This window comes from Streptomyces sp. NPDC033178 (assembly GCF_055577685.1).
In genome coordinates this window covers 431,601-455,568 of record NZ_JBVIPT010000002.1, presented here as the reverse complement: position 1 = coordinate 455,568, position 23,968 = coordinate 431,601, and the positions used below count along the sequence as shown (strand labels likewise).

Sequence of the window (23,968 nt, the reverse complement as noted above, 5' to 3'; positions counted from 1 at the left end):
CATAAACGAGGGCACTCGTTACTCGCACAAGAGCGCACTCGCACCCACTCGGGAAGAGGACACATGACCGTCGACCCCACCGACCCCGAGACCATCGAGGAATCCGACGACACCGAGATCGGTGTCGAGGCCCCCGAAGCCGACGCGGCCGAACAGCACGCGGACCTGGCACCCCGCCGCGACGAATCGCTGACCGATGCGGACAAGGACAGCGCCGATGAGGCGGACCTCGCGGAACAGGCGAGGGTCGTCGAACTCGACGAGGACGACTACCGCTGAGCCGAGGTGAGGCGAACCGGGACGAGGTCGGAGAAGACACGACCGCCCGGTATGCCCCTTCATGAAGGTTTATGCAGGGTTTTCACCGGCGTCCGGTCCGTGAAATTCTGCGCTCGCACCGCGCACACCACGGTTACCGAAAAGTACGATGGCCGCGCGGCGCTCACCGCAATGTGGACGATTTTGGGAGGCGGCGTGACAGCCATCGAGCAGACAGAGGCGGCGCGCCCGCGGGGCACACGCCTGCCGCGCCGTGCCCGACGCAACCAGCTCCTCGGCGCTGCCCAGGAAGTGTTTGTCGCGCAGGGATATCACGCGGCCGCGATGGACGACATCGCCGAACGTGCGGGCGTCAGCAAGCCGGTGCTCTACCAGCACTTCCCCGGCAAGCTCGACCTCTACCTCGCGCTGCTGGACCAGCACTGCGAGTCACTGCTGCAGGCCGTACGTGCCGCCCTGGCGTCCACCACGGACAACAAGCTGCGGGTGCGGGCGACCATGGACGCGTACTTCGCGTACGTGGAGGACGACGGCGGCGCGTTCCGCCTGGTCTTCGAGTCGGACCTGACGAACGAACCCGCGGTGCGCGAGCGGGTCGACAAGGTCACGTTCGAGTGTGCGGAGGCGATCTGCGAGGTCATCGCGGAGGACACCGGCCTGTCCAAGGCCGAGTCGATGCTGCTGGCCTCGGGTCTCGGCGGGCTCGCCCAGGTGGTGGCCCGCTCCTGGCTGCACAGCGACCGCAGCGTGCCGCGCGACCAGGCGGTGCAGCTGCTGACCTCGCTGGCATGGCGGGGCATCGCCGGTTTCCCGCTGCACGGCAGCGAGCACCACTGATCGCGGGGATCGCAGCACCACTGATCGCGGAGACCACAGAGGTCACCATGGGGGATCACCACTGACCGCCACTTTGTTCCCACCGGATGTTCGCTCCTGGCGTTCTCGGGCGGAGCATGTACGTCCCCTCACCGGGCTAATGTGTGCTGCGTACGGCGCGGACGAACGCGCACATCAGTGACCGTCGGAGGGACATAGCCGTGGAGGTCAAGATCGGCGTGCAGCACGCGCCCCGCGAGATCGTTCTGGAGAGCGGTCAGACCCCGGAAGAGGTCGAGCGCGCGGTGTCCGAGGCGCTGGCCGGCAAGTCGCAGCTGCTCAGCCTCGTGGACGACCACGGCCGCAAGGTCCTGGTCCCGGCGGACCGCCTCGCCTACGTGGAGCTCGGCGAGCCGACGACGCGCAAGGTGGGCTTCAGCGCGCTGTAAGGCGATGAGAAGGGGCTCGGCGGCAGTTGCCGCCGAGCCCCTTTTCCATGCTCTCGCCCCAGGTGTCCGTGCTTCACCGATGGAGCACAACTCGCTCACAGAGGAGGATTGCATTCCGCAGGTCACGGGTATGCAGGGCTACGACCGAAGTGCACACGGCCGTGCGGGAGGGACCCCCTGATGTTCTTGGAAGCGCTCGGCTCCGCGATCCTCGGTCTGGCACTGGCCTGGGCCGCCGCGTATCGCCTGCCGCACCGCCTGCCCGCTCGCCGCCTCGTCCTCGGGACAGGCATCGCGGGAGGCCTCTTCGGCGCCTTCCTCACCCACACCGCCCTGGGATCCGTCGGCTTCCTGCCCGTGATGCTCGGCGCGGTGGCAGTCGCGGCAGCATCCGTCTCCCTGCTCCTGCGCCCCGCGGGAAGACTGAGCCGCCACTCGGCAACGGTGTGAGCGACGATTCCGATTAGCTTTTGGGGACGCGGGGCTGTGACAAACGCGGCTCCGCCGCGTGGGCGCGCCCAGCCCCCACGCACCCGCGGAAATCAATCGAGCCCGGAAAACGAACCGGCGCCAAAAGGGCTACGCGGCCAGCCCCAGCGCAGCCATCCGCTTCGTGTGCGCCTCGGTGATCCGCGAGAACATCCGCCCCACCTCGGCGAGATCGAACCCGTCGGCAACCCCGCCGACGAGCATCGTCGACAAGGCGTCCCGGTCGGCAACCACCCGCTGGGACTGCGACAGCGCCTCGCCCATCAACCGCCGCGCCCACAGGGCGAGTCGACCGCCCACCCGCGGATCCGCGTCGATGGCGGCCCGCACCTTCTCGACGGCGAACGACGCGTGCCCGGTGTCGTCGAGCACGGCCAGTACGAGCCCCCGCGTATCGGAGTCGAGCCGCGCCGCGACCTCCCGGTAGAAGTCACTGGCGATGGAGTCGCCGACGTACGCCTTGACGAGCCCCTCCAGCCAGTCCGAGGGCGCCGTCTGCTTGTGGAAACCGTCGAGCGCGGCGACGAACGGCTCCATCGCCTGCGTCGGCTCCGCCCCGATCTCCGTGAGCCGGTCCCGCAGCTGCTCGAAGTGGTGGAACTCCGCCGACGCCATCTTCGCCAGCTCCGCCTTGTCCGCGAGCGTCGGCGCCAGCTTCGCGTCCTCCGCGAGGCGCTCGAACGCCGCCAGCTCCCCGTACGCCAGCGCTCCGATCAGGTCCACGACCGCGGCGCGGTACTGGGGGTCGACGGAGGCCTTGGCCCAGTCCTGGGCGGCGACTCCGGTGTGAGCGGCAGATGCGTCGGAAGCGTTGTCAGGCGTCGTCATGAAGCGCACAATAGCCCGCCCACCGTACGACGGAAGGCCCTGGTCAATCAGCGTGACGACGACTACGTGACCAAATCGGCCATCGCATATGCGCGATTCCGGGGTATGGTGGTAATGCGCTCGCTGAGTTGATCTACGTAACTCGACGGGCCGCACGAATGAGGATGCCCGGTCGGTGGCCCGATCGGCTCCGACCAGACAGCCCTCCATGTCGGTACGGCACATTGCGTACGACACCCGGAGGGAACCCTCAGCGGTACGAGAGCTCGAGCGTCGGCAGTGGTCCCATGCCACCCGGCCCGCTGGTCAAGAGCGGCCGACGTCCCCGGCACGGTCCCGACACGACCCCCGCGCTCGCCTCGCACCGCGTACACAGAAGAGGCAGCACCCTGACTACTTTCCGAGACCTCGGGATCCTTCCCGAGACTGCCGAGGCCCTTGAGGCGGTCGGCATCACGAGTCCCTTCCCCATCCAGGAGATGACGCTCCCCGTTGCCCTGACCGGCACCGACGTCATCGGCCAGGCCAAGACCGGCACCGGCAAGACGCTGGGCTTCGGCCTTCCGCTCCTGGAGCGCGTGACCGTTCCCGCGGACGTCGAGGCGGGCCGGGCCAAGCCCGAGCAGCTCACCGACGCCCCGCAGGCCCTCGTCGTCGTCCCGACACGCGAGCTGTGCACGCAGGTCACGAACGACCTGCTGACGGCCGGCAAGGTCCGCAACGTACGCGTTCTGGCCATCTACGGCGGCCGGGCGTACGAGCCGCAGGTCGAGGCTCTCAAGAAGGGCGTCGACGTGATCGTCGGCACCCCGGGCCGACTGCTGGACCTCGCGGGCCAGCGGAAGCTCGACCTCAAGCACATCAAGTCCCTCGTCCTCGACGAGGCCGACGAGATGCTCGACCTGGGCTTCCTGCCCGACGTCGAGAAGATCATCAACATGCTGCCGGCCCGCCGTCAGACGATGCTGTTCTCGGCGACCATGCCGGGCGCGGTCATCGGCCTCGCGCGCCGCTACATGTCGCAGCCCACGCACATCCGCGCCACGGCGCCGGACGACGAGGGCCAGACGGTCCGCAACACCAAGCAGTTCGTCTACCGCGCGCACAACATGGACAAGCCGGAGATGGTCTCGCGGATACTGCAGGCCGACGGCCGCGGTCTCGTGATGGTCTTCTGCCGCACCAAGCGGACGGCGGCGGACCTCGCCGACCAGCTGCAGCAGCGCGGTTTCGCCTCCGGCGCGGTCCACGGCGACCTCGGCCAGGGCGCCCGCGAGCAGGCGCTGCGCGCCTTCCGCAACGGCAAGGTGGACGTGCTCGTCTGCACCGACGTGGCCGCGCGCGGCATCGACGTCGAGGGCGTCACGCACGTCATCAACTACCAGTCCCCCGAGGACGAGAAGACGTACCTGCACCGCATCGGCCGTACGGGCCGCGCGGGTGCCAAGGGCATCGCGATCACCCTCGTCGACTGGGACGACATCCCGCGCTGGCAGCTCATCAACAAGGCGCTGGACCTCGGTCTGAGCGACCCGCCGGAGACGTACTCCACGTCCCCGCGCCTCTACGAAGAACTGAACATCCCGGCGGGCACCAAGGGCGTCCTGCCGCGTGGCGAGCGCACCCGCGCAGGTCTCTCGGCCGAGGCGGTCGAGGACCTCGGCGAGACCGGCGGGCGTGGCGCTCGCGGCCGCGGTGGCCGTTTCGGCGCCCCGGCGTCGGCCTCGGCCCCGGTCGCCGAGCGCGACCGCGAGCGCCCGGCTCGTACGCCGCGCCGCCGTCGCCGCACCCGCAACGGCACGCCGCTCGACGGCACGGAGCAGCAGACCACGCAGCAGACCGCCCCGGAGACCACTGAGTCGGCGTCGGCCGGCGCGGCCACGGAGCCGCGCACGCCGCGTCGCCGTCGTCGTACGCGTTCCGGTGGCGCGTCGGAGGCGGCCGAGACGGCCGTCGCCACGGCCGAGGGCACGGTGGCGGAGGCCGCCGAGCCGACCGCGTCGGCCGAGCCGGTCGCCACGGAGGCCAGGTCGCGCCGCCGTCGTACGCGCCGGACCGCGGAAGCCGCTCAGCCCGAGATCGCCGTGGTCGAGGAGGCCCCCGCGGCCCCCGTCGCCGAGGCGGTCGAGGTGTCCGAGCCGGCGTCCGAGACCAGGCCGCGCCGCCGGACCCGCAAGTCCGCCACGGCGACGACGACTGCCACGGCTGCCGAGACCGCGGTGGACACCGCCGAGGGCACGGTCGTCGAGGTGGCGGAGGTCGCCGAGACGAAGCCGCGCCGCCGTACTCGTAAGGCTGCCCAGGCCCCCGAGGTCGTGGTGGAAGCCGCTGTCGAACCGGTGGAGGCCGTCGAGGCCAAGCCGCGCCGCACCCGCAAGGCGACGACCACGGCCGCCGCGGAGGCCGCCCTGGACACCGCCGAGGCCGCGGAGGCCAAGCCGCGCCGCCGTACTCGTAAGGCCGCCCCGTCCGTCGAGGCCGTCGAAGCCGCCATCCCGGCCCAGGTGGCCGAGGAGGCCGAGGCCAAGCCGCGCCGCCGCACCCGTAAGGTCGCCACGGCCACCACGGTCGCGGAGACCGCTGCGGCCGCTCCGGTGGACGAGGCACCCGCCGCGGACGCCAAGCCGCGTCGGCGTACGCGCAAGGCCGCCGAGGTCGCGGTGGACACCGCCGAGGGCACGACGGCCGAGGCGCCGGCGGCCACGGCGACGAAGCCCCGCCGCACGCGCAAGACCGCGGCAGCCGCAGAGGCCGCCGTGGACACCGCGGAGGCGGCCGGCACGAAGCCGCGCCGCACCCGCAAGGTCGCGGTCGCCGAGGCCGACATCCCGGCCCAGGCCACCGAGGCCGCTGCGGTCGAGGCCCCGGTCAAGCCGCGCCGCACCCGCAAGACGGCGGCCGCGGCCACCGTCGCGGACGCGGCCGAGACCGCCCCCGAGGCCACTCCCCGCCGCCGTGCGCGGAAGACGGCAGCAGCCGCCGAGCCGACGGAGAGCTGACGCTCACACTCGACGGCCCGGTCCCTCTTCGGTGGGGCCGGGCCGTCGGCGTTTCCGGGCGGGGCGCGGGTCGTCGTCGGCGTTCCCTCACGCGCGATCGCGGGCGCGTTGTCTGCGTGCACGCACACAGTCACGGGCGGGCCTCATCGTCGGCGTTCCCACCCGCTGGTCGCGGTCGCGTCGCCGACGCTCCCGTGCACAGTCACGGGCCCGTCCTCGGCACTCCCCCACACAATCGCGGGCCCACCGTCGACACTCCCATGCACGATCGCGGGCTCATCCTCGGCACCCCCGTGCACAGCCACGGCCCCACCGACGGCACCCCGCACACGGTCACGGACCCGTGTGCCCGGCCCGTCGTCCCCCGGTCGCCGCCCGGCATGCCGTTCGAAAGGTTCCCCGGATAGCCTCCTCCTCATGAGCAGGCCCGCCACCTTCGTCCCGCCCCCCGGAACCCGCGCGTATCGGCTCGCCACCGCGCGCGGGGAGTTCGCCGTGATCGAGGCGGGCAGCCCCGAGAAGGGCACCGCACTCCTGCTGCCGGGGTTCACCGGCAGCAAGGAGGACTTCATCTCGCTGCACGAACCGCTGGCCGCGGCCGGGTACCGGACCGTCGCCGTGGACGGGCGGGGCCAGTACGAGTCGCCGGGCCCGACGGACGACGAAACGCCTTATGCCCAGGCCGAGTTGGCGCAGGACGTCCTCGCCCAGATCGACGCCCTCACCGACGGCGTGACCGGCGGCCCGCAGGAGCGCGTCCACCTCGTGGGCCACTCCTTCGGCGGACAGGTCGCCCGGGCGGCCGTGCTGCTGGATCCGTCCCGTTTCCGGTCACTCACCCTGATGTCGTCGGGGCCCGCCGAGATCTCCCCCTCCCAGCAGCAGCGCGTGAAGCTCCTGCGGGACGCGCTCGCCGTGATGGACATGGGTCAGGTGTGGGAGGCCATCCAGGCCCTTGAGCCGCCGGAGGACGCCGAGGGCGACCTGGACGCCGGTCTGGACGACCAGGACGACCTGAAGCGCCGCTGGCTCGGCAACAGCCCGGCCCAACTCATCGCCGCGGGGCGGCAGTTGTGCGAGGAGCCCGACCGGGTGGCCGAGCTGGCCGCCGTCGGGCTGCCCGTCCACGTCCTGTCGGGCGAACGCGACGACACGTGGCCTGTGCCGCTCCTCGACGACATGGCGGTACGCCTGGACGCGCACCGCACGATCGTCGGCGGAGCCGAGCACTCGCCGAACTCGGACCGGCCGCGGGAGACGGCGGAGGCGCTGGGCGCGTTCTGGGACCGGGTGGGCTGACGCTCTGCCGGTGGGTTCCATGGCTGCGGGGTGCCCGTGGCTGGTCGCGCGGTTCCCCGCGCCCCCAACGGGGCGCGCCCCCACCTGGCCCGTAAGCAGCAGCCGGCCTAGTACTGCCCCTGCAAGTGTTCCCAGAACCCGTCCCGCAGTGACCGTCGCAGGTCCGCCTGCCCCCGCAGTGAGTACTGCAGCAGCCCCTCCGCCTCCACGAGCAGGTCCTGGTCGACCGGGCCGGGCAGGTACGGATGCCCGGGCAGCAGCTCCGCCAGCGCCTCGCGCCCCCGTGCGGCCAGCCACTTCGCGGCGATCTGCGCGCCCACGAACCGCACGTCCTCGCGCGTGGGCCGGCCCGCCGCCGACGTGTCGTACGAGGCGGCGGTCCGCCGGGCGACGTACGGCTTGAAGAACTCCAGGTCGAAGGTGCGCTGACTGTCGACCTCCCAGAGCAGCGGCTCCGCCTGGTTGCGCCCCTCCGGCGCCTCGATGCCCCACAGGTGCACGCGGGCCCCGTACCCCTGCGCCGCCTCGACCGCCGAGACCAGGTCCTCGTCGCCGCCGATGAGCGCCGCGTCGCTGATGGCGCGGTGCCGGGCCAGTGACTCCAGATCCGTACGGATCAGGGAGTCGACGCCCTTCTGCTGGTTGTTGGCGTTGAGGTTGCCGAGACGGACCTTCACGTCGGGCAGCTCGGCGATGGACTGCTGCTCCGCGGTGTGGATGCGGCGCCGCGCCCCGTCGTACCAGTAGACGCGCAGCAGCCTGCTGTCCGCGAAGATCGTGCGGGCGCGGTCGATGAGCGCCTCGATGAGTCCTTCGGCGTCCAGGTCGAAGGCCCGGCGGTCCTCCGTCCCGGCGACGAGCCGGCCGGCGGCCGCGTAGAGATACCCCGCGTCGACGAAGATCGCATGGGTCGACGGCGTCTTCGCCACCTCGGCGAGCATGCGCTGGAGCAGCTCGTTCGTGCGGTCGATACGCGCACCGAGCACCGCTGGATCGAGGTCGTCATTCATATACGCCTCATTGTCGCAGGCGGTCACGGGACGAACACAACCGGTCCGGAATCCCGTCCGAATACCGACCCGGGCACCGACCGGGACAGCGGTCGGATACCAGTCAGTAGTTAGCCGTTCGAAAAATTTCTTTAGCGTAGGGAATGTTTGTTACACACATGCCGTTGGATCCCTATGTAACCAAGTAGTTCTCCTCAGGAGGATGACCAGACGAAGGGAGAAGCCTGTGCGCTTCGAAATCATGCGCCTTGACGACGTCGACGGAACCCCCGTGGACAGCACCGTCGTGGACGCCGCCTCCGTCAACCGGATCGTTCAGCAGGCAGCAGCCATCGGGCAGCGCCTCTGGATCCGCCCGACCAACACCCCGGCGTCATGACGTCGGACGCTCGGCAGACCAGAACTGGCTGACCGACAGACTTCAGAACCCCCGTACGGCACCGACGCCGTACGGGGGTTCTGCGTGTACGACGCCATGGAAGGCGCCCGTACAACGGTCTTCGACCGCCGGCCCTTCAGCTGTTCTGGATGACCTGAGTCACGCCGTTGATGATCTGCTGCACGGCGATCGCGGAGAGCATCATGCCCGCGAGCCGGGTCACGAGCACGACACCGCCGTCCTTGATGACCCGGATGATCAGCAGCGAGTACCGCATCACCACCCACAGCACGACGTGGATGGCGACGATCGCGGCCCACACCGACACCTGCGACGCCACGCCGTCGGCCTTCTGCACGGCCAGGATGACGGACACGATCGCGCCCGGCCCGGCGAGCAACGGCATGCCCAGCGGTACGAGGGCGACGTTGACGTCCTTCGTCTGCTTGGGCTCGTCCGTCTTGCCCGTGAGCAGGTCGAGCGCGATGAGCAGGAGCAGCAGCCCGCCCGCGATCATCAGCGCGGGGACGGACACATGCAGGTAGTTGAGGATCTGGTGCCCGAGCAGCCCGAAGACAGTGATGACTCCGCCGGCCACGCAGACGGCCTGGAACGCCATCCGCTTCTGCACCTTGGCCGGCCGTCCGGCCGTCAGCGCGAGGAAGATCGGGGTGATCCCGGGAGGATCCATGATGACGAAGAGAGTGAGGAAGAGAGAACCGAAGACGGCGAGGTCGAACACGGTGAGCCTTGCGAGAAGAGGGACGAGACGAGGGGCGGGACGAGGGAGCGGAACAACGAGGGCAGGCCGCACCACCCACAGCCGTGGGCAGGCGTTACGCAGCCCAGTAGGGGTGGGCATGCGTCACGCAGCCCAGAAGGGGGGCGCAGCCAGGAGCGCAGGCGCATTCAAAGCGACCCGAGCGGGAACCGCACAGGAACCGGGCTGGACCGCTTACCGCTCGGCGCCCCCGCCCGCCCCCGGCACGGGAAACGCACCGGTCGCCCGCCGGGTGATCTCCCCGTAGATCTCGGGATCCGTCGTGAACTCCCCGAGCACACACGTCTTCCGGCTGCCGTGATAGTCGCTGGAGCCGGTCGGCAGCAGCCCCAACTCGCCCGCGAGCCCCCGCAGTCGGGCCCGGGTGGCCGGTTCGTGGTCCATGTGGTCGACCTCGATACCGTCGAGCCCGGCCGCCGCGAGCTCCGCGATCGCGGACTCCGGCACGGTCTGCCCGCGCTTGGCCGCGGCGGGATGCGCGAAGACGGTCACCCCGCCCGCGGCCTTGACGAGCCGGATCATCTCGAAGGGGTCCGACTCGTGCTTCTCGACGTAGGCGCGCCCGCCGTCGGCGAGCCACTCGGTCGTGAACGCGTCGGAGACGCTGCGCACGACACCCAGCTCGACCAGCGCCGTGGCGATGTGCGGCCGCCCCACGGAACCGCCGGCCGCGATCCGCTCCACCTGCTCCCAGGTCACCGGCACACCCAGCTCCTGGAGGTTGCCGATCATTGCCTGGGCCCGCGGCACCCGGTCGTCGCGTACGAGCTCGCGCTCGCGCAGCAGCTCGGGCTCCTCGGGATCGAAGAGGTACGCCAGCATGTGCAGCCCCACTCCGTCGAGACGGCAGGAGAGCTCGGCCCCGGTCACCAGCGTCAGCCCGGCGGGCAGGGCCGCGAGGGCCTCCGCGTACCCGCGGGTGGTGTCGTGGTCGGTCAGCGCGACGACGTCGAGCCCAGCGGCACCGGCGTTGTGCACCAGCTCGGCAGGGGTGTCCGTGCCGTCGGACGCCGTGGAGTGGCAGTGCAGATCGATGCGCACGACACGAACTCCAGACACGGACGGAACAAGAGGGACCGCTCAAGGATAACGGCCCCAGGAACGTCTCCTGTCACACCCAAAGCACAGGGTCACCCCCTACATGCTTTTAGGGGCACGGGGAACTGCGCACCCAGCCACCCACAACCCGCACCCGGCAGACCACGGCCACCCCACCCCCATGGCCGCCCCCACCGGCGGAGCGCTACGGCTCAAGAATCCGCGGGGACAACGCCCCACAAGGCAACAGATCCACTTCCGCCCCCGCGTCCCGCAGATCCGTCAGCACCAGCTCGTCGTACATCAGCAGCCCCGACTGCTCGGGCCACACAACGGCCCACAGCCACAACCCCCGCGCCTCCCCCGCGAAGACGGCCCGATCGTCGGGCGTCCCGGCGACGTGCCACAGCGGCGTGGGCCGCCCCGCCGCGAGCAGCTTCGCCTGGGCGGGCTTCTCGACGCTCATGTACGGCCCCGGATCGGGCCCGTCGATCCCCGCGTACCGCGCGCCGAGCCCGACCCCGAGCTCCTCGGCGATGAGCACCAGCTCCCCTATGCCACCGAGCGGTCCCGGCCCGGAGCACGCCACCGCCGTGGCCCGGCCGCCACTGCGGTCGTCGCCGGCGAACGCGGCACCCGTGAAGAGCCAGCCGACGGGCAGCGGCCACGGCATCCACACCGGTACGCGCGCACGGTGAACGACCACGCCGAGGGCTTCGACGCTGGGCGGGATCACGGGCTGCAGCGGATGCACGATGCCGTGCACATCGCACTGCCAGGAGTCGGCAAAGAGGCCGGGAGCCCTGACCCGGCCACCACACTTCGGGCAACTGGGTTCGCCCCTCATAGGGCCCAACGGTCCTCCCCGTATTTGGTTGCGTCAAGGACGATCACCCGTCCGGCGTGTGCCTGTCACCTTCCCCTCACCTCGGAAAACTAGATGTAGCTTGCATTCATTAGCTGACCTAACTTATTATGTGTATATGCCAACGATCCCGATGCGAGGAGTGAAGGAGCCGGCATGAACAGCAGTACGGCAGATCACGCAGGAGGTCCCGCCGAGGGGGACACGTTCGACGCGGGTGCCGGCGGCCTCCTGCGTCAGCCGAAGGCGGTCTGGGCGACCGCCGGGGCATCAGTCGTCGCCTTCATGGGCATCGGGCTCGTCGACCCGATCCTGCCCTCCATCGCCAGGGGCCTGGACGCCAGCGCCGGTCAGGTCTCGCTGCTCTTCACCTCGTACTTCCTGATCACGGCCGTCGCGATGCTGGTCACGGGCTTCGTCTCCAGCCGCATCGGCGGCCGCAGGACCCTGCTCCTCGGCCTCGCCCTGGTCGTGGTCTTCGCGGGCCTGTCCGGCACCTCCGGCTCGGTCGGCGAACTCGTCGGATTCCGGGCGGGCTGGGGGCTCGGCAACGCCCTGTTCGTCTCGACGGCCCTCGCCGTCATCGTCGGCGCGGCGGCCGGCGGCAGCGCCGCGGCGATCCTGCTGTACGAGTCGGCCCTGGGCCTCGGCATGGCCTGCGGGCCCCTGCTGGGCGCACTGCTCGGGGACGCCAGCTGGCGCTACCCGTTCTTCGGTACCGCGGTCCTGATGGCGATCGGGTTCCTGTGCATCACGGCGTTCCTGAAGGAGCAGCCGAAGCCCGCGCGCAAGACGGGCCTGCTCGACCCGATCAAGGCGCTCGGCCACGGCGGACTCGCGTCGGCGGCGGCCTCCGCGTTCTTCTACAACTACACGTTCTTCACCGTGCTGGCCTTCACGCCGTTCGTGCTGAACATGAGCCCGTACAGGTCCGGCGCGGTCTTCTTCGCCTGGGGTCTGCTGCTCGCGGTGTTCTCGGTGCTCGTGGCGCCGCGGCTGCAGGCACGGTTCGGGTCGCTGAAGGTGCTCGGCGGTTCGCTGGTGCTGCTCGCGGCCGACGTGCTCGTCCTCGGCTACGGCAGCCACACCACGGCCGTCGTCTGCACGATCCTCTCCGGCGCCTTCATCGGCGTGAACAACACCGTCTACACGGAGCTCGCGCTCGGCGTCTCGGACGCCCCGCGCCCGGTGGCGAGCGCCGGCTACAACTTCGTCCGCTGGTTCGCGGCCGCCGCCGCTCCCTACTTCGCGCCGAAGATCGAGGAGTGGACCGACATCCACATCCCCTTCGTGGTCGCGGCGGTCACCGCGGTACTGGGCGCGCTCGTCGTCCTCGTACGCCGCAAGTCCCTCACCCACGAGGCCGAGGAGCTGGAGACGCGGCACGCGGCCGAGGACAGTGTGGCCGTGTTTGCCAACTGACGGATTTCGGCCACGGGTTGGTGACGTTACTCACCCCGGGGCCGCCCGGATCAGTCCAGTGGGACGGACTTGCGCGAGGGATCGCGCAGGTCCGTTCCGCTCGTGAGCCAGAGCTCCTGGAGGGCCGCCGCGCCGTGCACCCGCTTCCACGCGGCCTCGTTCGGCGTCATGGGGAGCAGCGGCAGGAAACGTACGGGATCGAGGGGCGCGTCGAGCTCCAGGTCCTCGATCAGGCCGCCCGCCTCGGCGACCAGTACGGAGGTGAAGGGGGCTCCCGGCCACAGGGGGTCGCCCACGTCGAGCGAGGCGCCAGGGGCCACGACCAGTCCCTCGACCTGCGGAGAAGCGGCCAGTACGGCGAGGGGGCGGAGCACCTTGTCGGTGTCGGCGGCGCCGGCCCGTACGGAGAGGACCAGCTCGGCGCGGGGGCCCGAGACGGGATCGGCGACGACCGCCGTGGGGTCGGCCATCGGCTGGGCGGACATGCCGAGCGTCGCGTAGCGGACGATCCCCTCGTCCGTTCCTCCGGCGGTTCCGTCGGTGAAACGGAGCACCTCGATGCGGTCCGTGCCGAGGAAGGTCACCGCGGCGCGCGCGTCCGGTTCGCCCAGCGCGGTACGCAACCGGGCCTCGACCAGAGGAAGAACATCAGCCATGCGCCGAGCATAGAACTCGTCAGTGACGGGCAAAGCGACGGCTTGACACTTCAGTCGGCTGATAGTCTTGGCCGCTGGTCGGGGCAGCACGCAGAAGCGTCGCTCTCGAGTCCCGACTCAAGTCTCGACAGTCTCGACGCATGAGACTCCCCTACGGGGGATGGACCTCCCCTACGGGGGACCGGCCGGAGGAGGTGGGGCTCCATGGATCGAAGTCGACCGTGCAGTACCACCCGCTCTTCCGGCTGCTGAGTCCCTCTCAGCTCCAGAGCTCACGCTCTACTGGCTGCCACCTCTCGCACTCGCGTCCTGGCCTCCGGTGCACAACGGAAGAGCACTTCGTTTTTCCTGATCTGTCTGAATTTTTCTGATCTGTATCAGTAGCGAAGCTGCCACCGCGACGGTGCGGTGCTCCCCGCTTTGTGGACGTGCCAAACATCCGCAGTCAGGACGTCCCCATTCCGGGCAGTCTCAACCGTTGCCGGCGGCTCTCGTTCCGCGAAGGAGCCAGCCATGTCGATGATTCGTGACCTGCGTGCCGCGGTCCGTCCCTCGCTGCGCAAGGACGGCGGCGCGTACGACACCACCCGCGCGGCCGGGGACAGTTCGGCCGTCGTGGACTGCGCGGTCTACCGCGACGGCGTCCGCCTCCCGTCCGACGAAGGCCTCACGCCGCGTGCGGCGATCCGCCAGGCGCGGCGGGACGGCGGATTCGCCTGGATCGGCCTGCACGAGCCGACCGAGGCCGAATTCGCCGGTGTGGCCGCCGAGTTCGGGCTGCACCCGCTGGCCGTCGAGGACGCCGTCCACGCCCACCAGCGGCCCAAGCTGGAGCGGTACGACGACACACTGTTCGCCGTCTTCAAGACCATCCACTACGTCGAGCACGACGAGCTCACCGCCACCAGCGAGGTCGTCGAGACCGGCGAGGTGATGTGCTTCACCGGACGGGACTTCTTCATCACCGTGCGGCATGGCGGCCAGGGCTCGCTGCGGGCGCTGCGGCACCGGCTGCAGGACGACCCCGAGCTGCTCACCAAGGGCCCCTCGGCCGTGCTGCACGCCATCGCCGACCACGTCGTCGACGGGTACGTGGCGGTCGCCGACGCCCTCCAGGACGACGTCGACGAGGTCGAGACCGAGGTGTTCTCGCCCGGGCCCCGGGGCGGGGTGTCGCGCGGTGTCGACTCGGCGCGGATCTACCAGCTCAAGCGTGAGGTGCTGGAGTTCAAGCGTGCGGTGTCGCCGCTGATGCGGCCCATGCAGTTGCTGAGCGAGCGGCCGATGCGGCTGGTCGACCCCGACATCCAGAAGTACTTCCGCGATGTCGCCGACCATCTCGCGCGGGTCCAGGAGCAGGTCGTGGGCTTCGACGAGCTGCTCAACTCGATCCTCCAGGCCAACCTCGCGCAGGCCTCCGTCGCGCAGAACGAGGACATGCGCAAGATCACGTCCTGGGCGGCGATCATCGCCGTGCCGACGATGGTCTGCGGTGTGTACGGCATGAACTTCGACCACATGCCGGAGCTGCACTGGCGGTACGGCTACCCGGTGATCATGGGCATCACCGTGGTGCTCTGCCTGGGCATCCACCGCACCCTGAAGCGCAACGGCTGGCTCTGACCTGCCCCGAGGGGCCCGGCATTAGGCTGGCCCCCATGTCGGATCAGCTGCTCGATCAGGCCCTCGTCGAGGAGGCCACCAAGAAGTCCGGGCTCGTCTGGGTGCGGGGGCTTCCCGTGCAGAGTCCCGTCCAGGGTCCCCTCCCAGGGGACGGGGCGTCCTCCCAGGCCCTGTGGCACGTGTGGCACGACGGGGCGGTGTGCCTGGTCGGGGACGGGCCCGGTGAGCAGCCGTTGCCCGGGCTCGTGGACGGGGGCGAGGCCGTCGTCACCGTACGCAGCAAGGACAAGGGCGGTCGTCTTGTCTCCTGGTCCGCGACGGTGGTGGAGCTCGCTCCCGGGTCCGAGGAGTGGGACGCGGCCGTCGGCGAGCTGAAGGGCAAGCGGCTGAACGCGCCGGACGGCGAGGCCATGACCGGGCGGTGGGCCCGGGAGTGCCGGGTGGTTCGGCTCGCGCCGACGGGGTCGACTGCGTCGTTGCCGGACGGGTCGTTGGCCGCACCGCCGTTGCCTACGTCGGCGACTACGCGGCAGGCGATCCCTGCGGGGTTGCCGCGGCTGCTCTTCAAGAAACGCAAGCGCGGCTGAACGCTCCGGGGGGCGGGGTACGGCGGACCGTGTTTCGGGTGCGGGTGAGTCGGGGCTGGGTGCGCGGTTCCTCGCGCCCCCAAAAAGGCCCGGCCCCGCTTTGAGGCGCGAGGAACCGCGCACCCAGGCACGAACAACCCGCACCGCCCCCGCAACCCCCTCAGGACGACGGCAGTTGCTGCCCGTAGTCCACCGTGTCGTCCTTGTCCGGGGCCTCCAGGGCAAACCCCTTGCCCCAGTCCGTGAGGCGGAGCGTCCCCGCCCCGCCGGCGCGGACGAGCAGGAGAGGGTACGGCTTGCCCTCCAGGGAGACGTCAAGCTCGCCGCCGGAGCCCTTGTCGCCGGTGATCCGGATCGTGCGGAGCCCGCGCTGCTCATGGTGGCCGTCGGTGGCGAGCTCGCCCTGGAGGGTGAGGAGGCCGTCGAGGAGTACGTCCTTGTCGGTGAAGACGCTGAGCTGCTTGTAGGCGGGGTCGCCCTTGGGGACCTTCACGTACTTGCCCTCAAGTTTGCCCGCGGCCGTCGCGTCGGACGTACCGTCGTCGCTCTTGCCGTCCTGGTGGTCCCAGAAGTCCGCGTCGGCCTTGATGAAGAGGTGCTCGTCGACCCGCAGCAGCTGGAACGTCACTCCCTTCGAAGTGACCGAGCCGGTGCCGCCGTCGCCCTTCAGCTGCATGTCCAGCTTGTAGGTGCGCTTGCCGCTGATCACGGCACCGGACAGGCGTACGGTCTCCGCGGCCCGGGCGGCCGACTGCGTTCTGCTCTGGATCTTGGCCGGGGGCAGTTTCCCGACCCCGTTCGTGCCCGCGTCCGGGTCGTCACCGCCGCACCCCGTCACCCCTGTCCCCGTCACGACCAGCGCACACACGGCGCTCGCCAACGCGGCCCTACGGGTACGTCCCTGGGGAATCGCAGTCACAGGTGGCGCTGCCTCTCATGCGGGTGACCTCAACGGCGTACCGCAGCGTACCGGGGCTCCCTGCGCCACTCGGAGTCAGTCCGTCCGCACCGCTCACCAGGGCGTATCCGACCGGGACGGGCTAGCCTGAAGCCCACCCGAGCGGACATGACACATCAAAACGCCCGTAGTGGAGCCCGTACGAAGAAGGAGGCGCGGGCATGGCGGCAGGTGCCCCCAGGATCTTCGTCTCGCATCTCTCCGGCATCGCCGTCTTCGACCCGAACGGCGACCAGGTGGGCCGGGTGCGCGACCTGGTCGCCATGCTGCGTGTCGGGCGGAAGCCCCCTCGGCTGCTCGGCCTCGTCGTCGAACTGTCCACCCGCCGCCGCATCTTCCTGCCCATGACCCGCGTGACCGGCATCGAGTCCGGTCAGGTCATCACCACCGGTGTCCTCAACGTGCGCCGTTTCGAGCAGCGGCCCACCGAGCGGCTGGTCATCGGCGAACTGCTCGACCGGCGGGTCACACTCGTCGAGACCGACGAGGAGGTCACCGTCCTCGACGTCTCCATCCAGCAGTTGCCCGCCCGCCGGGACTGGGAGATCGACCGGGTCTTCGTACGGAAGGGGCGCATGGGCAGTGCGTTCCGGCGGGCCAAGGGCGAGACGCTGACCGTCGAGTGGTCGGCCGTCACCGGGTTCTCGCTGGAGGAGCACGGGCAGGGCGCCGAGAACCTCCTCGCCACCTTCGAGCAGCTGCGCCCCGCCGACCTCGCGAACGTGCTGCACCATCTGTCCCCCAAGCGGCGCGCGGAGGTCGCGGCCGCCCTGGACGACGACCGGCTCGCGGACGTCCTGGAGGAGCTCCCCGAGGACGACCAGATCGAGATCCTCGGCAAGCTCAAGGAGGAGCGCGCCGCCGACGTCCTGGAGGCGATGGACCCCGACGACGCGGCCGACCTGCTCGCCGAGCTGCCGGAGGAGGACAAGGAGCGTCTGCTGGCGCTGATGCGTCCGGACGACGCGGCGGACGTACGGCGGCTGATGGCGTACGAGGAACGCACCGCGGGCGGTCTGATGACGACCGAGCCGATCGTGCTGCGGCCCGACGCGACCGTCGCGGACGCGCTCGCGCGGGTGCGCAACCCCGACCTCTCCCCCGCGCTGGCCGCCCAGGTGTACGTGTGCCGCCCGCCGGACGAGACGCCGACCGGCAAGTACCTGGGCACGGTCCACTTCCAGCGGCTGCTGCGCGATCCGCCGTACACGCTCGTCGGCTCGATGATCGACGACGATCTGCAGCCGCTGGACCCGGACGCCGAGCTGCCCGTCGTGGCGGGCTTCTTCGCGGCGTACGACATGGTCGCGGCGCCCGTCGTCGACGAGAGCGGCTCGCTGCTGGGCGCGGTCACCGTGGACGACGTACTCGACCACATGCTGCCCGAGGACTGGCGCGAGACGGAGTTCCACCTGGACGGGGAGACACCGGCGGAGACGGCCGGTGAGGGGGCTTCTGATGGCTCCTGAGCGCGACGCCGCCCGCGAGCGGGCCGCCACCGGGGCGACCGCCGCCGGCCGGCCGCGCACCCGGCTCGACCAGCCGCAGCCGCCGCGTCGCCGCTTCCTGCCCGAGTACGACCCGGAGGCCTTCGGCCGACTGTCCGAGCGGATCGCCCGCTTCCTCGGCACCGGGCGGTTCATCGTCTGGATGACGGTCGTCATCATCCTGTGGGTGGTGTGGAACGTGTCCGCGCCGCGTGACCTGCGCTTCGACAACTACCCGTTCATCTTCCTGACGCTGATGCTCTCGCTCCAGGCCTCGTACGCCGCCCCGCTGATCCTCCTCGCACAGAACCGGCAGGACGACCGCGACAAGGTCAACCTCGAACAGGACCGCAAGCAGAACGAGCGGTCGATCGCGGACACCGAGTACCTGACGCGGGAGATCGCCGCGCTGCGCGTGGGCCTCGGCGAGGTCGCCACCCGTGACTGGATCCGCTCGGAGCTGGAGGACCTGGTCAGGGAGCTGGACGAGCGGCGTCCCGGGGCGCGCGGCGACGCTCGTGTCGTATTCCCGGCAGAACACCCTCGGGGACGTGACGTAGACGACCGGTGACAGGCTTTCCAGGGCCGGTGGGAAGCGCCGTACCATCGACCCTATGGCTACGGAAGACGCGGTGCGTGAAGCACTGGCGACAGTGAACGACCCCGAGATCCATCGCCCGATCACCGAGCTCGGAATGGTCAAGTCGGTGGAGATCGGTGCGGACGGTGCTGTCGCGGTCACCGTCTACCTCACGGTCTCCGGCTGCCCGATGCGCGAGACCATCACGAAGAACGTCACGGACGCCGTCGCGGCGGTCGAGGGCGTCACCCGTGTCGACGTGACGCTGGACGTGATGGGCGACGAACAGCGCAAGGAACTGGCGGCCGCGCTGCGCGGCGGCCAGGGCGAGCGGGAGGTCCCGTTCGCCAAGCCGGGTTCGCTGACGCGTGTGTACGCGGTCGCCTCCGGCAAGGGCGGCGTCGGCAAGTCGTCCGTGACGGTCAACCTCGCGGCGGCGATGGCCGCCGACGGCCTCAAGGTCGGTGTCGTGGACGCCGACATCTACGGTCACTCCGTGCCCCGCATGCTCGGCGCCGACGGCCTCCCGACCCAGGTCGAGAACATGATCATGCCGCCGTCGGCGAACGGCGTGAAGGTCATCTCGATCGGCATGTTCACCCCCGGCAACACGCCCGTCGTGTGGCGCGGCCCGATGCTCCACCGCGCCCTCCAGCAGTTCCTCGCGGACGTCTACTGGGGCGACCTGGACGTGCTGCTCCTGGACCTCCCGCCGGGTACGGGCGACATCGCGATCTCGGTCGCGCAGCTCGTCCCGAACGCGGAGATCCTGGTCGTGACGACTCCCCAGCAGGCCGCGGCCGAGGTCGCCGAGCGGGCCGGCTCGATCGCCGTCCAGACCCATCAGAAGATCGTGGGCGTCGTCGAGAACATGTCGGGCATGCCGTGCCCGCACTGCGACGAGATGGTCGACATCTTCGGCACGGGCGGCGGCCAGTCGGTCGCCGACGGCCTGACCCGCACGACCGGTGCCACCGTCCCGGTCCTCGGCTCCATCCCCATCGACCTCCGCCTCCGCGAGGGCGGCGACGAGGGCAAGCCGGTGGTCCTCACCGACCCCGACTCCCCCGCGGGCTCGGCCCTGCGAGCCATCGCGGGCAAGCTGGGCGGCCGCCAGAGGGGCCTGTCGGGCATGTCCCTGGGAATCACCCCGCGGAACAAGTTCTAGGACGTCGCGTTCGGCACCGCGGCTGCTTCTTGTGGGGCGGCTGCGGATGGTCTGTGGCTGGGTGCGCAGTTCCCCGCGCCCCTAAAGCAAAACCAGGGGCACAGGCCCGTTTTAAGGGGCGCGAGGAACCACGCACCCAGCCACGAAAGACCCGCACTTATACGCACCGGCCCCACCCCCCTTCAGCGGCGCAGACGAAACCGAGGAGGGCACCGTCAGCAGACGGTGCCCTCCTCGCTCAGCCCGCCGCCTAGGCGTACGTAGCGATGTCCTTGATCACGGCGAAGCCCAACCCGTACGCGCTCATCCCCCGCCCGTACGCCCCCAGGTGAACCCCCTCCTGCGTGGACCCCGCAAGAACCCACCCGAACTCGGACTCGCGGTAGTGGAACGGCGTCGGAACGCCGTCCACGGGAAGCGAGAGCGTGGACCAGTCGGCGCCGTCGAGATCGTCCGCGAGGACCCACGCCGTCTCGGTCTGCTGGTCCAGCCAGTCGTCCCGCAGCGTGTGGTCCATCTGGCCGGGCCAGGTGAAGGACAGCAGCCCGACCCCCGCGAGCCAGGCCGCCGAGGACACCGAGGTGGCCTCCAGCAGCCCCGTGCCGTCGGCGCTGCGCCGCACCGGGCTGGCCGCCACGGTCACCACGACCGCGAACCGCTCCTTGTCCTCGGTGGTCTCGCCGCGTACCGAGGGCTCGTCGCCGTGCCCGATCGAGCCGTGCTCGATGGCTCCGTCGGCCGAAGCACCGACCTGCATCAGCCAGCGCGGTCCCGTGAAGGCCTCGTCGAGGCCGTACCACGGGAAGGGCGCCAGCAGGTAGCCGTCGACCGTGCGCCGGGCGGAGGGGACCTGTTGTCCGCCCTCCGCAGCCGGCGCCTGCGCGCCTACCCGACTTGTCGTCTCCATCGCCCGGAAGCCTCCTCGCTCTAGTCGAACCGGGCGGCCCGCCCCCCTTCGGGCGTCCTTCCGGTCCGCACAACAACTAGGCAGGATAGCCACAGGTCCGCGGCGCCCCGGGAAACCGGTCGGCTCGTGGGTCGCGTACGCGTCAGATCCAGCCCTCTTTGAGCAGGCAGAACGCAGGTGGCGTACGGGGAAGGGGAGTGCGGGCAACCGGGCGACCCGGCTGAAGCGCGCTCCGGACGGCGGGCGTGCCGCACGTCGACGGCCCGCGGGCGTACGCCTCGGACCCGGGCCGTTCGGAGCAGCCCGGGTCGGCCCAGGTCAGAGCCGGTCGGCCGAGCGGCCGGGACCGGCTCAGGTCGCGTCGGCGTCGAACGGCGGACGCTCGTCCTGATCGAGCTTCTCGCGCTTCTTCGTCATGTCGACGGTGCCGCCGGTGGAACCGGCCGAGGAGGAGGACGACGAGGCGGAGGACTCGGACTCGCGGCCGTGCACCGCGTCCGTGACGTCGGCCATCTCCTTCTTCAGGTCGAAGCCGTTGCGGATCTCCTTGAGCCCCAGCTCGTCGTTGTCCAGCTGCTTGCGGATGAACGTCTTGGGGTTGAGGTCCTCGAACTCGAAGTCCTTGAACTCCGGGCCGAGTTCCTCGCGGATGTCCGCCTTGGCGCTCTCCGAGAAGTCACGGATCTTGCGGATGGTGCGCGTGACGTCCTGGATCATCTTCGGGAGCTTCTCCGGGCCGAAGACGAGCACGGCAAGGACAACGAGCGTCACGAGCTCGAGCGGTCCTATGTCATTGAACACCTTCAGCTCCTTGCGATGTCCTCGGCCCTCGGCAGGTCGTTCCGTGGTCCGGGCCGGGTCCACGGTACCCGGCGATCCTGTCTGTCCGGTACTGTCCAGGGCCCTCCGACCGCGTGTACACGCCGGGTTTTCCAGGATGTTTGCCTGATGGGGTCCTGGTTCCGCCCGCTTCCTGTGAAGTTCCTGTCGGTTGTCCCGCGCAATCGTTCCGTCAGTCGCCGTCAGTCGCCGTCGGCTGAACCGAGGACGAGCGTGACCTTCTTCTCCTTGCCGTCGCGCTTCAGCGTCAGCTCCAGTCGGTCGCCGGGGCGGTGGGCCCGGGTCTTGACGATGAGCTCCTCGCCGGAGTGCACGCGCTGCCCGTCGACCTCGGTGATGACGTCACCTGGCTTGATGCCGGCCCGGTCGCCGGGGCCGTCCTGGTTGACCGGGGGGCTGCCGTCGTTGCCCTTGGTGCCGACGCGGGCGCCGTCGCCGCTGTAGTCCATGTCGAGTGTCACGCCGATCACCGGGTGCGTGGCCTTGCCGGTGTTGATGAGCTCCTCGGCGACGCGCTTGCCCTGGTTGATGGGGATGGCGAACCCGAGGCCGATCGAGCCGGACTGGCCGCCCTCCAGGTCCGAGCCGCTGTCGGCGGAGCGGATGGCGCTGTTGATGCCGATGACCCGGGCCTTGGAGTCGACCAGCGGGCCGCCCGAGTTGCCGGGGTTTATCGGGGCGTCCGTCTGCAGCGCGTCCACGTACGAGATGTCGCTGCCGTCGCCCTCCTCGCCGCCCGCCGTGATGGGGCGCTCCTTGGCGCTGATGATGCCCGCGGTGACGGTGTTCTCCAGGTCGAAGGGGGCGCCGATGGCCACGACCGGGTCGCCGACCTGGACGTTGTCGGAGTTGCCGAGGGCCAGGGGTTTGAGGCCGCTGACACCGCTCACCTTCACGACGGCGAGGTCGTAGCCGCTGTCGTGACCGACGACCTTGGCCTTGGCGGTCTGGCCGCCGCTGAAGGTCACGGTTATCTCGCCGCTGCCGTCCGCGGGGTCGACCACGTGGTTGTTGGTGAGGATGTGGCCGCGCTGGTCGAGCACGAACCCGGTGCCGGTGCCCTGCGCCTCCGACCCGCTCACATGCAGGGTCACCACACTGGGCAGCGCGCTGGCGGCGATCCCGGCCACGCTGTCCGCGGCCCGTCCCTTGGCCTCGGTACCGGCCTGCGGCAGCTCGACGTCGTCGATCCCGCCGTTGCGCTCCAGATACGCCCCTACGGCCCCGCCGACGCCGCCGGACACGAGGGCGAGGAGCGCGGCCCCGAGGACCAGCGCCTGCCCCCTACGCCGACGCCGCCCGGTCGTGGTCTCGACGGCCGCCCCGTTCTGCTGGAGGGGGGCGGCGGCCCAGGGGTCGTAGTTCTGCCAGGGGGTGTGGGGTGCTTGGGGGTGGGGCCGAGGGTGGGGCTGGGGATGTGTCTGGGGGTGGGGCTGAGCGTCGGGCCGAGGGTGGGGCTGAGGATGTGTCTGAGGGTGGGCCTGAGCATCTGCCTGGGGCGCCGCGGGTGCGGGGGCGGCCGGGACGTGCGGGGCCGAGGCGTGCGGTCCAGGGGCGTGCGGTCCAGGGGCGTGCGGGGCCGCGGGGTGGGGAGACGGGGCCTGGGCGGGGGCCCCGTGGTCGGTGGGGCCGTGGTCGGGAGTGGCATGGAGGGGGGCCGCCGCCTGGTGGTAGCCGGAAGGCAGCGCCGAGCCGAGGATGCCCTGTGTGGCGGCCGGCCGCGGGGCGGAGTCCTCCGGCCCGGCTCCTGCCGGAGTGCCCTGGGGCGGAGTCACCGGATGGACGGCCGTGCCGTGCGCGGGAGTCGTCCCCGGGTGCTGGACCGGGGGCGCGGGAGCCCAGGGCCCGGGCCCGCCGTAGGGAGGCGTGCTGTAGGGATCCGGGTCGTGCAGAGGCCTGGACCGCTCGCTCAGAGACTCAGGCCGCTCGTCCGGAAACCTGGGCCGCTCGCCCGTGGGTTCGGGCCGCTCACCGGCCGCGTCGGCGCCACCCCTCGCGTCGGCCGGCACCTCGCTCGAAGCCCGGCCAGGTGTCTGGTTCGGCGCCCGGCTGGGTGTCTGGTCCAGCACCAGGTTCGGTGTCGGGTCCGGCACTCGGCTAGGTGTCTGGTCCGGCACTCGGTTCGGTGTCTGGTCCGGCACCCGGCTAAGTGTCTGGTCCGGCACTCGGTTCGGTGTCTGGTCCGGCACCCGGCTCGGTGCCACGGCGGAACCGGTCGGGGCGTCGCCGCCCAATGCGTTCGCGGCGCCGGTCGTACCCGCAACCGCACCCGCACCGCCGGAAACGCCCGCGCCGTCCGAGGCACCGGAGCCACCCGAGGCATCAGCGGCACCGGAGCCCCCCGGGGCGCCTGATGCAGCCAAGGCGCCTGAAGCGCCGGCAACCGCAGGCTTCTCCAGCTCGAAGTCGCCGTCCATGTCACCCCCGTGGAACCCACTCGTGCCGTCCCCCGTGGAAACCGGGTCCACCGGAGCGGATTCCGGCACGTGGGTCCGGGGCCGGCTCCAC

Annotated in this window: 23 protein-coding genes; 13 read left to right on the top strand and 10 right to left on the bottom strand. The window is 70.7% G+C overall.

Annotation, left to right across the window (positions count from 1 at the left end):
* Window positions 1-63: 63 nt before the first annotated feature.
* The 4 genes from ACZ5VQ_RS05940 (at window position 64) to ACZ5VQ_RS05925 (ending at window position 1,994) form a co-directional block, all read left to right on the top strand.
* Window positions 64-279, top strand: a complete 216-nt coding sequence (locus tag ACZ5VQ_RS05940; protein WP_469103857.1) for a hypothetical protein — start codon at window positions 64-66, stop codon at window positions 277-279.
* 195 nt (window positions 280-474) lie between these two features.
* Window positions 475-1,116 carry a TetR/AcrR family transcriptional regulator gene (locus ACZ5VQ_RS05935; protein ID WP_143636525.1) on the top strand — a complete coding sequence of 214 codons (642 nt, stop codon included), beginning with the start codon at window positions 475-477 and terminating at the stop codon, window positions 1,114-1,116.
* Between the two features lie 200 nt (window positions 1,117-1,316).
* Window positions 1,317-1,544 carry a DUF3107 domain-containing protein gene (locus ACZ5VQ_RS05930; RefSeq protein ID WP_055610545.1) on the top strand — a complete coding sequence of 76 codons (228 nt, stop codon included), beginning with the start codon at window positions 1,317-1,319 and terminating at the stop codon, window positions 1,542-1,544.
* A gap of 180 nt (window positions 1,545-1,724) precedes the next feature.
* Window positions 1,725-1,994: a hypothetical protein gene (locus tag ACZ5VQ_RS05925; protein WP_362081432.1), complete on the top strand. Its 270-nt coding sequence runs from the start codon at window positions 1,725-1,727 to the stop codon at window positions 1,992-1,994.
* A gap of 129 nt (window positions 1,995-2,123) precedes the next feature.
* On the opposite strand, the gene ACZ5VQ_RS05920 is transcribed toward ACZ5VQ_RS05925, so the two are convergent.
* Complete coding sequence (locus tag ACZ5VQ_RS05920) at window positions 2,124-2,861, bottom strand: ferritin-like fold-containing protein (RefSeq protein ID WP_079052748.1); 738 nt, start codon at window positions 2,859-2,861, stop codon at window positions 2,124-2,126.
* Between the two features lie 479 nt (window positions 2,862-3,340).
* On the opposite strand from ACZ5VQ_RS05920, the gene ACZ5VQ_RS05915 reads away from it, so the two are divergent.
* Both ACZ5VQ_RS05915 and ACZ5VQ_RS05910 read left to right on the top strand, forming a co-directional pair.
* Window positions 3,341-5,860 (top strand): DEAD/DEAH box helicase, encoded by a 2,520-nt coding sequence (locus ACZ5VQ_RS05915; protein ID WP_469103856.1) that lies wholly within the window; start codon window positions 3,341-3,343, stop codon window positions 5,858-5,860.
* Between the two features lie 417 nt (window positions 5,861-6,277).
* Window positions 6,278-7,159: an alpha/beta fold hydrolase gene (locus ACZ5VQ_RS05910; RefSeq protein WP_469103855.1), complete on the top strand. Its 882-nt coding sequence runs from the start codon at window positions 6,278-6,280 to the stop codon at window positions 7,157-7,159.
* 107 nt (window positions 7,160-7,266) lie between these two features.
* Here ACZ5VQ_RS05910 and ACZ5VQ_RS05905 read toward each other — a convergent pair whose 3' ends face one another.
* Window positions 7,267-8,169 carry an NYN domain-containing protein gene (locus ACZ5VQ_RS05905; protein WP_362081420.1) on the bottom strand — a complete coding sequence of 301 codons (903 nt, stop codon included), beginning with the start codon at window positions 8,167-8,169 and terminating at the stop codon, window positions 7,267-7,269.
* Window positions 8,170-8,395: 226 nt separating this feature from the next.
* Here ACZ5VQ_RS05905 and ACZ5VQ_RS05900 point away from each other — a divergent pair, with 226 nt between their 5' ends.
* Window positions 8,396-8,548, top strand: a complete 153-nt coding sequence (locus ACZ5VQ_RS05900) for a hypothetical protein (RefSeq protein WP_359719704.1) — start codon at window positions 8,396-8,398, stop codon at window positions 8,546-8,548.
* A gap of 136 nt (window positions 8,549-8,684) precedes the next feature.
* Here the strand turns inward: ACZ5VQ_RS05900 and ACZ5VQ_RS05895 are convergent, their stop codons facing one another.
* From ACZ5VQ_RS05895 to ACZ5VQ_RS05885, 3 genes are all read right to left on the bottom strand, one after another.
* Window positions 8,685-9,290 carry a MarC family protein gene (locus ACZ5VQ_RS05895; protein WP_143636540.1) on the bottom strand — a complete coding sequence of 202 codons (606 nt, stop codon included), beginning with the start codon at window positions 9,288-9,290 and terminating at the stop codon, window positions 8,685-8,687.
* 213 nt (window positions 9,291-9,503) lie between these two features.
* Window positions 9,504-10,370, bottom strand: a complete 867-nt coding sequence (locus ACZ5VQ_RS05890; RefSeq protein ID WP_469103854.1) for a PHP domain-containing protein — start codon at window positions 10,368-10,370, stop codon at window positions 9,504-9,506.
* 202 nt (window positions 10,371-10,572) lie between these two features.
* A complete protein-coding gene (locus ACZ5VQ_RS05885) occupies window positions 10,573-11,214 on the bottom strand; it encodes a DUF6758 family protein (protein WP_055610553.1) in 642 nt (213 codons plus the stop codon).
* Window positions 11,215-11,388: 174 nt separating this feature from the next.
* On the opposite strand from ACZ5VQ_RS05885, the gene ACZ5VQ_RS05880 reads away from it, so the two are divergent.
* A complete protein-coding gene (locus tag ACZ5VQ_RS05880) occupies window positions 11,389-12,654 on the top strand; it encodes an MFS transporter (protein ID WP_469103853.1) in 1,266 nt (421 codons plus the stop codon).
* Between the two features lie 50 nt (window positions 12,655-12,704).
* Here ACZ5VQ_RS05880 and ACZ5VQ_RS05875 read toward each other — a convergent pair whose 3' ends face one another.
* Entirely contained in the window at window positions 12,705-13,310 is a 606-nt protein-coding gene (locus ACZ5VQ_RS05875) for a suppressor of fused domain protein (protein WP_469103852.1), read from the bottom strand.
* Window positions 13,311-13,823: 513 nt separating this feature from the next.
* Here ACZ5VQ_RS05875 and ACZ5VQ_RS05870 point away from each other — a divergent pair.
* Window positions 13,824-14,933, top strand: coding sequence for a magnesium and cobalt transport protein CorA (locus ACZ5VQ_RS05870; RefSeq protein ID WP_362081407.1), 1,110 nt, complete (start codon window positions 13,824-13,826; stop codon window positions 14,931-14,933).
* A 35-nt stretch (window positions 14,934-14,968) separates the two neighbouring features.
* Window positions 14,969-15,520 (top strand): hypothetical protein, encoded by a 552-nt coding sequence (locus ACZ5VQ_RS05865; RefSeq protein ID WP_469103851.1) that lies wholly within the window; start codon window positions 14,969-14,971, stop codon window positions 15,518-15,520.
* A gap of 160 nt (window positions 15,521-15,680) precedes the next feature.
* On the opposite strand, the gene ACZ5VQ_RS05860 is transcribed toward ACZ5VQ_RS05865, so the two are convergent.
* Window positions 15,681-16,439: a hypothetical protein gene (locus tag ACZ5VQ_RS05860; RefSeq protein WP_469103850.1), complete on the bottom strand. Its 759-nt coding sequence runs from the start codon at window positions 16,437-16,439 to the stop codon at window positions 15,681-15,683.
* 200 nt (window positions 16,440-16,639) lie between these two features.
* On the opposite strand from ACZ5VQ_RS05860, the gene ACZ5VQ_RS05855 reads away from it, so the two are divergent.
* From ACZ5VQ_RS05855 to ACZ5VQ_RS05845, 3 genes are read left to right on the top strand one after another with little or no spacing between them, the layout of a single operon-like run.
* Entirely contained in the window at window positions 16,640-17,947 is a 1,308-nt protein-coding gene (locus tag ACZ5VQ_RS05855) for a magnesium transporter MgtE N-terminal domain-containing protein (RefSeq protein WP_469103849.1), read from the top strand.
* Window positions 17,937-18,536 carry a DUF1003 domain-containing protein gene (locus ACZ5VQ_RS05850; protein WP_469103848.1) on the top strand — a complete coding sequence of 200 codons (600 nt, stop codon included), beginning with the start codon at window positions 17,937-17,939 and terminating at the stop codon, window positions 18,534-18,536. Before ACZ5VQ_RS05855 ends, ACZ5VQ_RS05850 begins: the two co-directional genes overlap by 11 nt.
* A 43-nt stretch (window positions 18,537-18,579) precedes the next feature.
* Window positions 18,580-19,713, top strand: a complete 1,134-nt coding sequence (locus ACZ5VQ_RS05845) for an Mrp/NBP35 family ATP-binding protein (protein ID WP_362081393.1) — start codon at window positions 18,580-18,582, stop codon at window positions 19,711-19,713.
* A 250-nt stretch (window positions 19,714-19,963) separates the two neighbouring features.
* Here ACZ5VQ_RS05845 and ACZ5VQ_RS05840 read toward each other — a convergent pair whose 3' ends face one another.
* From ACZ5VQ_RS05840 to ACZ5VQ_RS05830, 3 genes are all read right to left on the bottom strand, one after another.
* Window positions 19,964-20,620, bottom strand: a complete 657-nt coding sequence (locus ACZ5VQ_RS05840) for a hypothetical protein (RefSeq protein ID WP_143636559.1) — start codon at window positions 20,618-20,620, stop codon at window positions 19,964-19,966.
* A 351-nt stretch (window positions 20,621-20,971) separates the two neighbouring features.
* Window positions 20,972-21,421 carry a sec-independent translocase gene (locus tag ACZ5VQ_RS05835; RefSeq protein ID WP_362081388.1) on the bottom strand — a complete coding sequence of 150 codons (450 nt, stop codon included), beginning with the start codon at window positions 21,419-21,421 and terminating at the stop codon, window positions 20,972-20,974.
* 221 nt (window positions 21,422-21,642) lie between these two features.
* Window positions 21,643-23,553 (bottom strand): S1C family serine protease, encoded by a 1,911-nt coding sequence (locus tag ACZ5VQ_RS05830; RefSeq protein ID WP_469103847.1) that lies wholly within the window; start codon window positions 23,551-23,553, stop codon window positions 21,643-21,645.
* Between the last annotated feature and the right edge of the window lie 415 nt (window positions 23,554-23,968).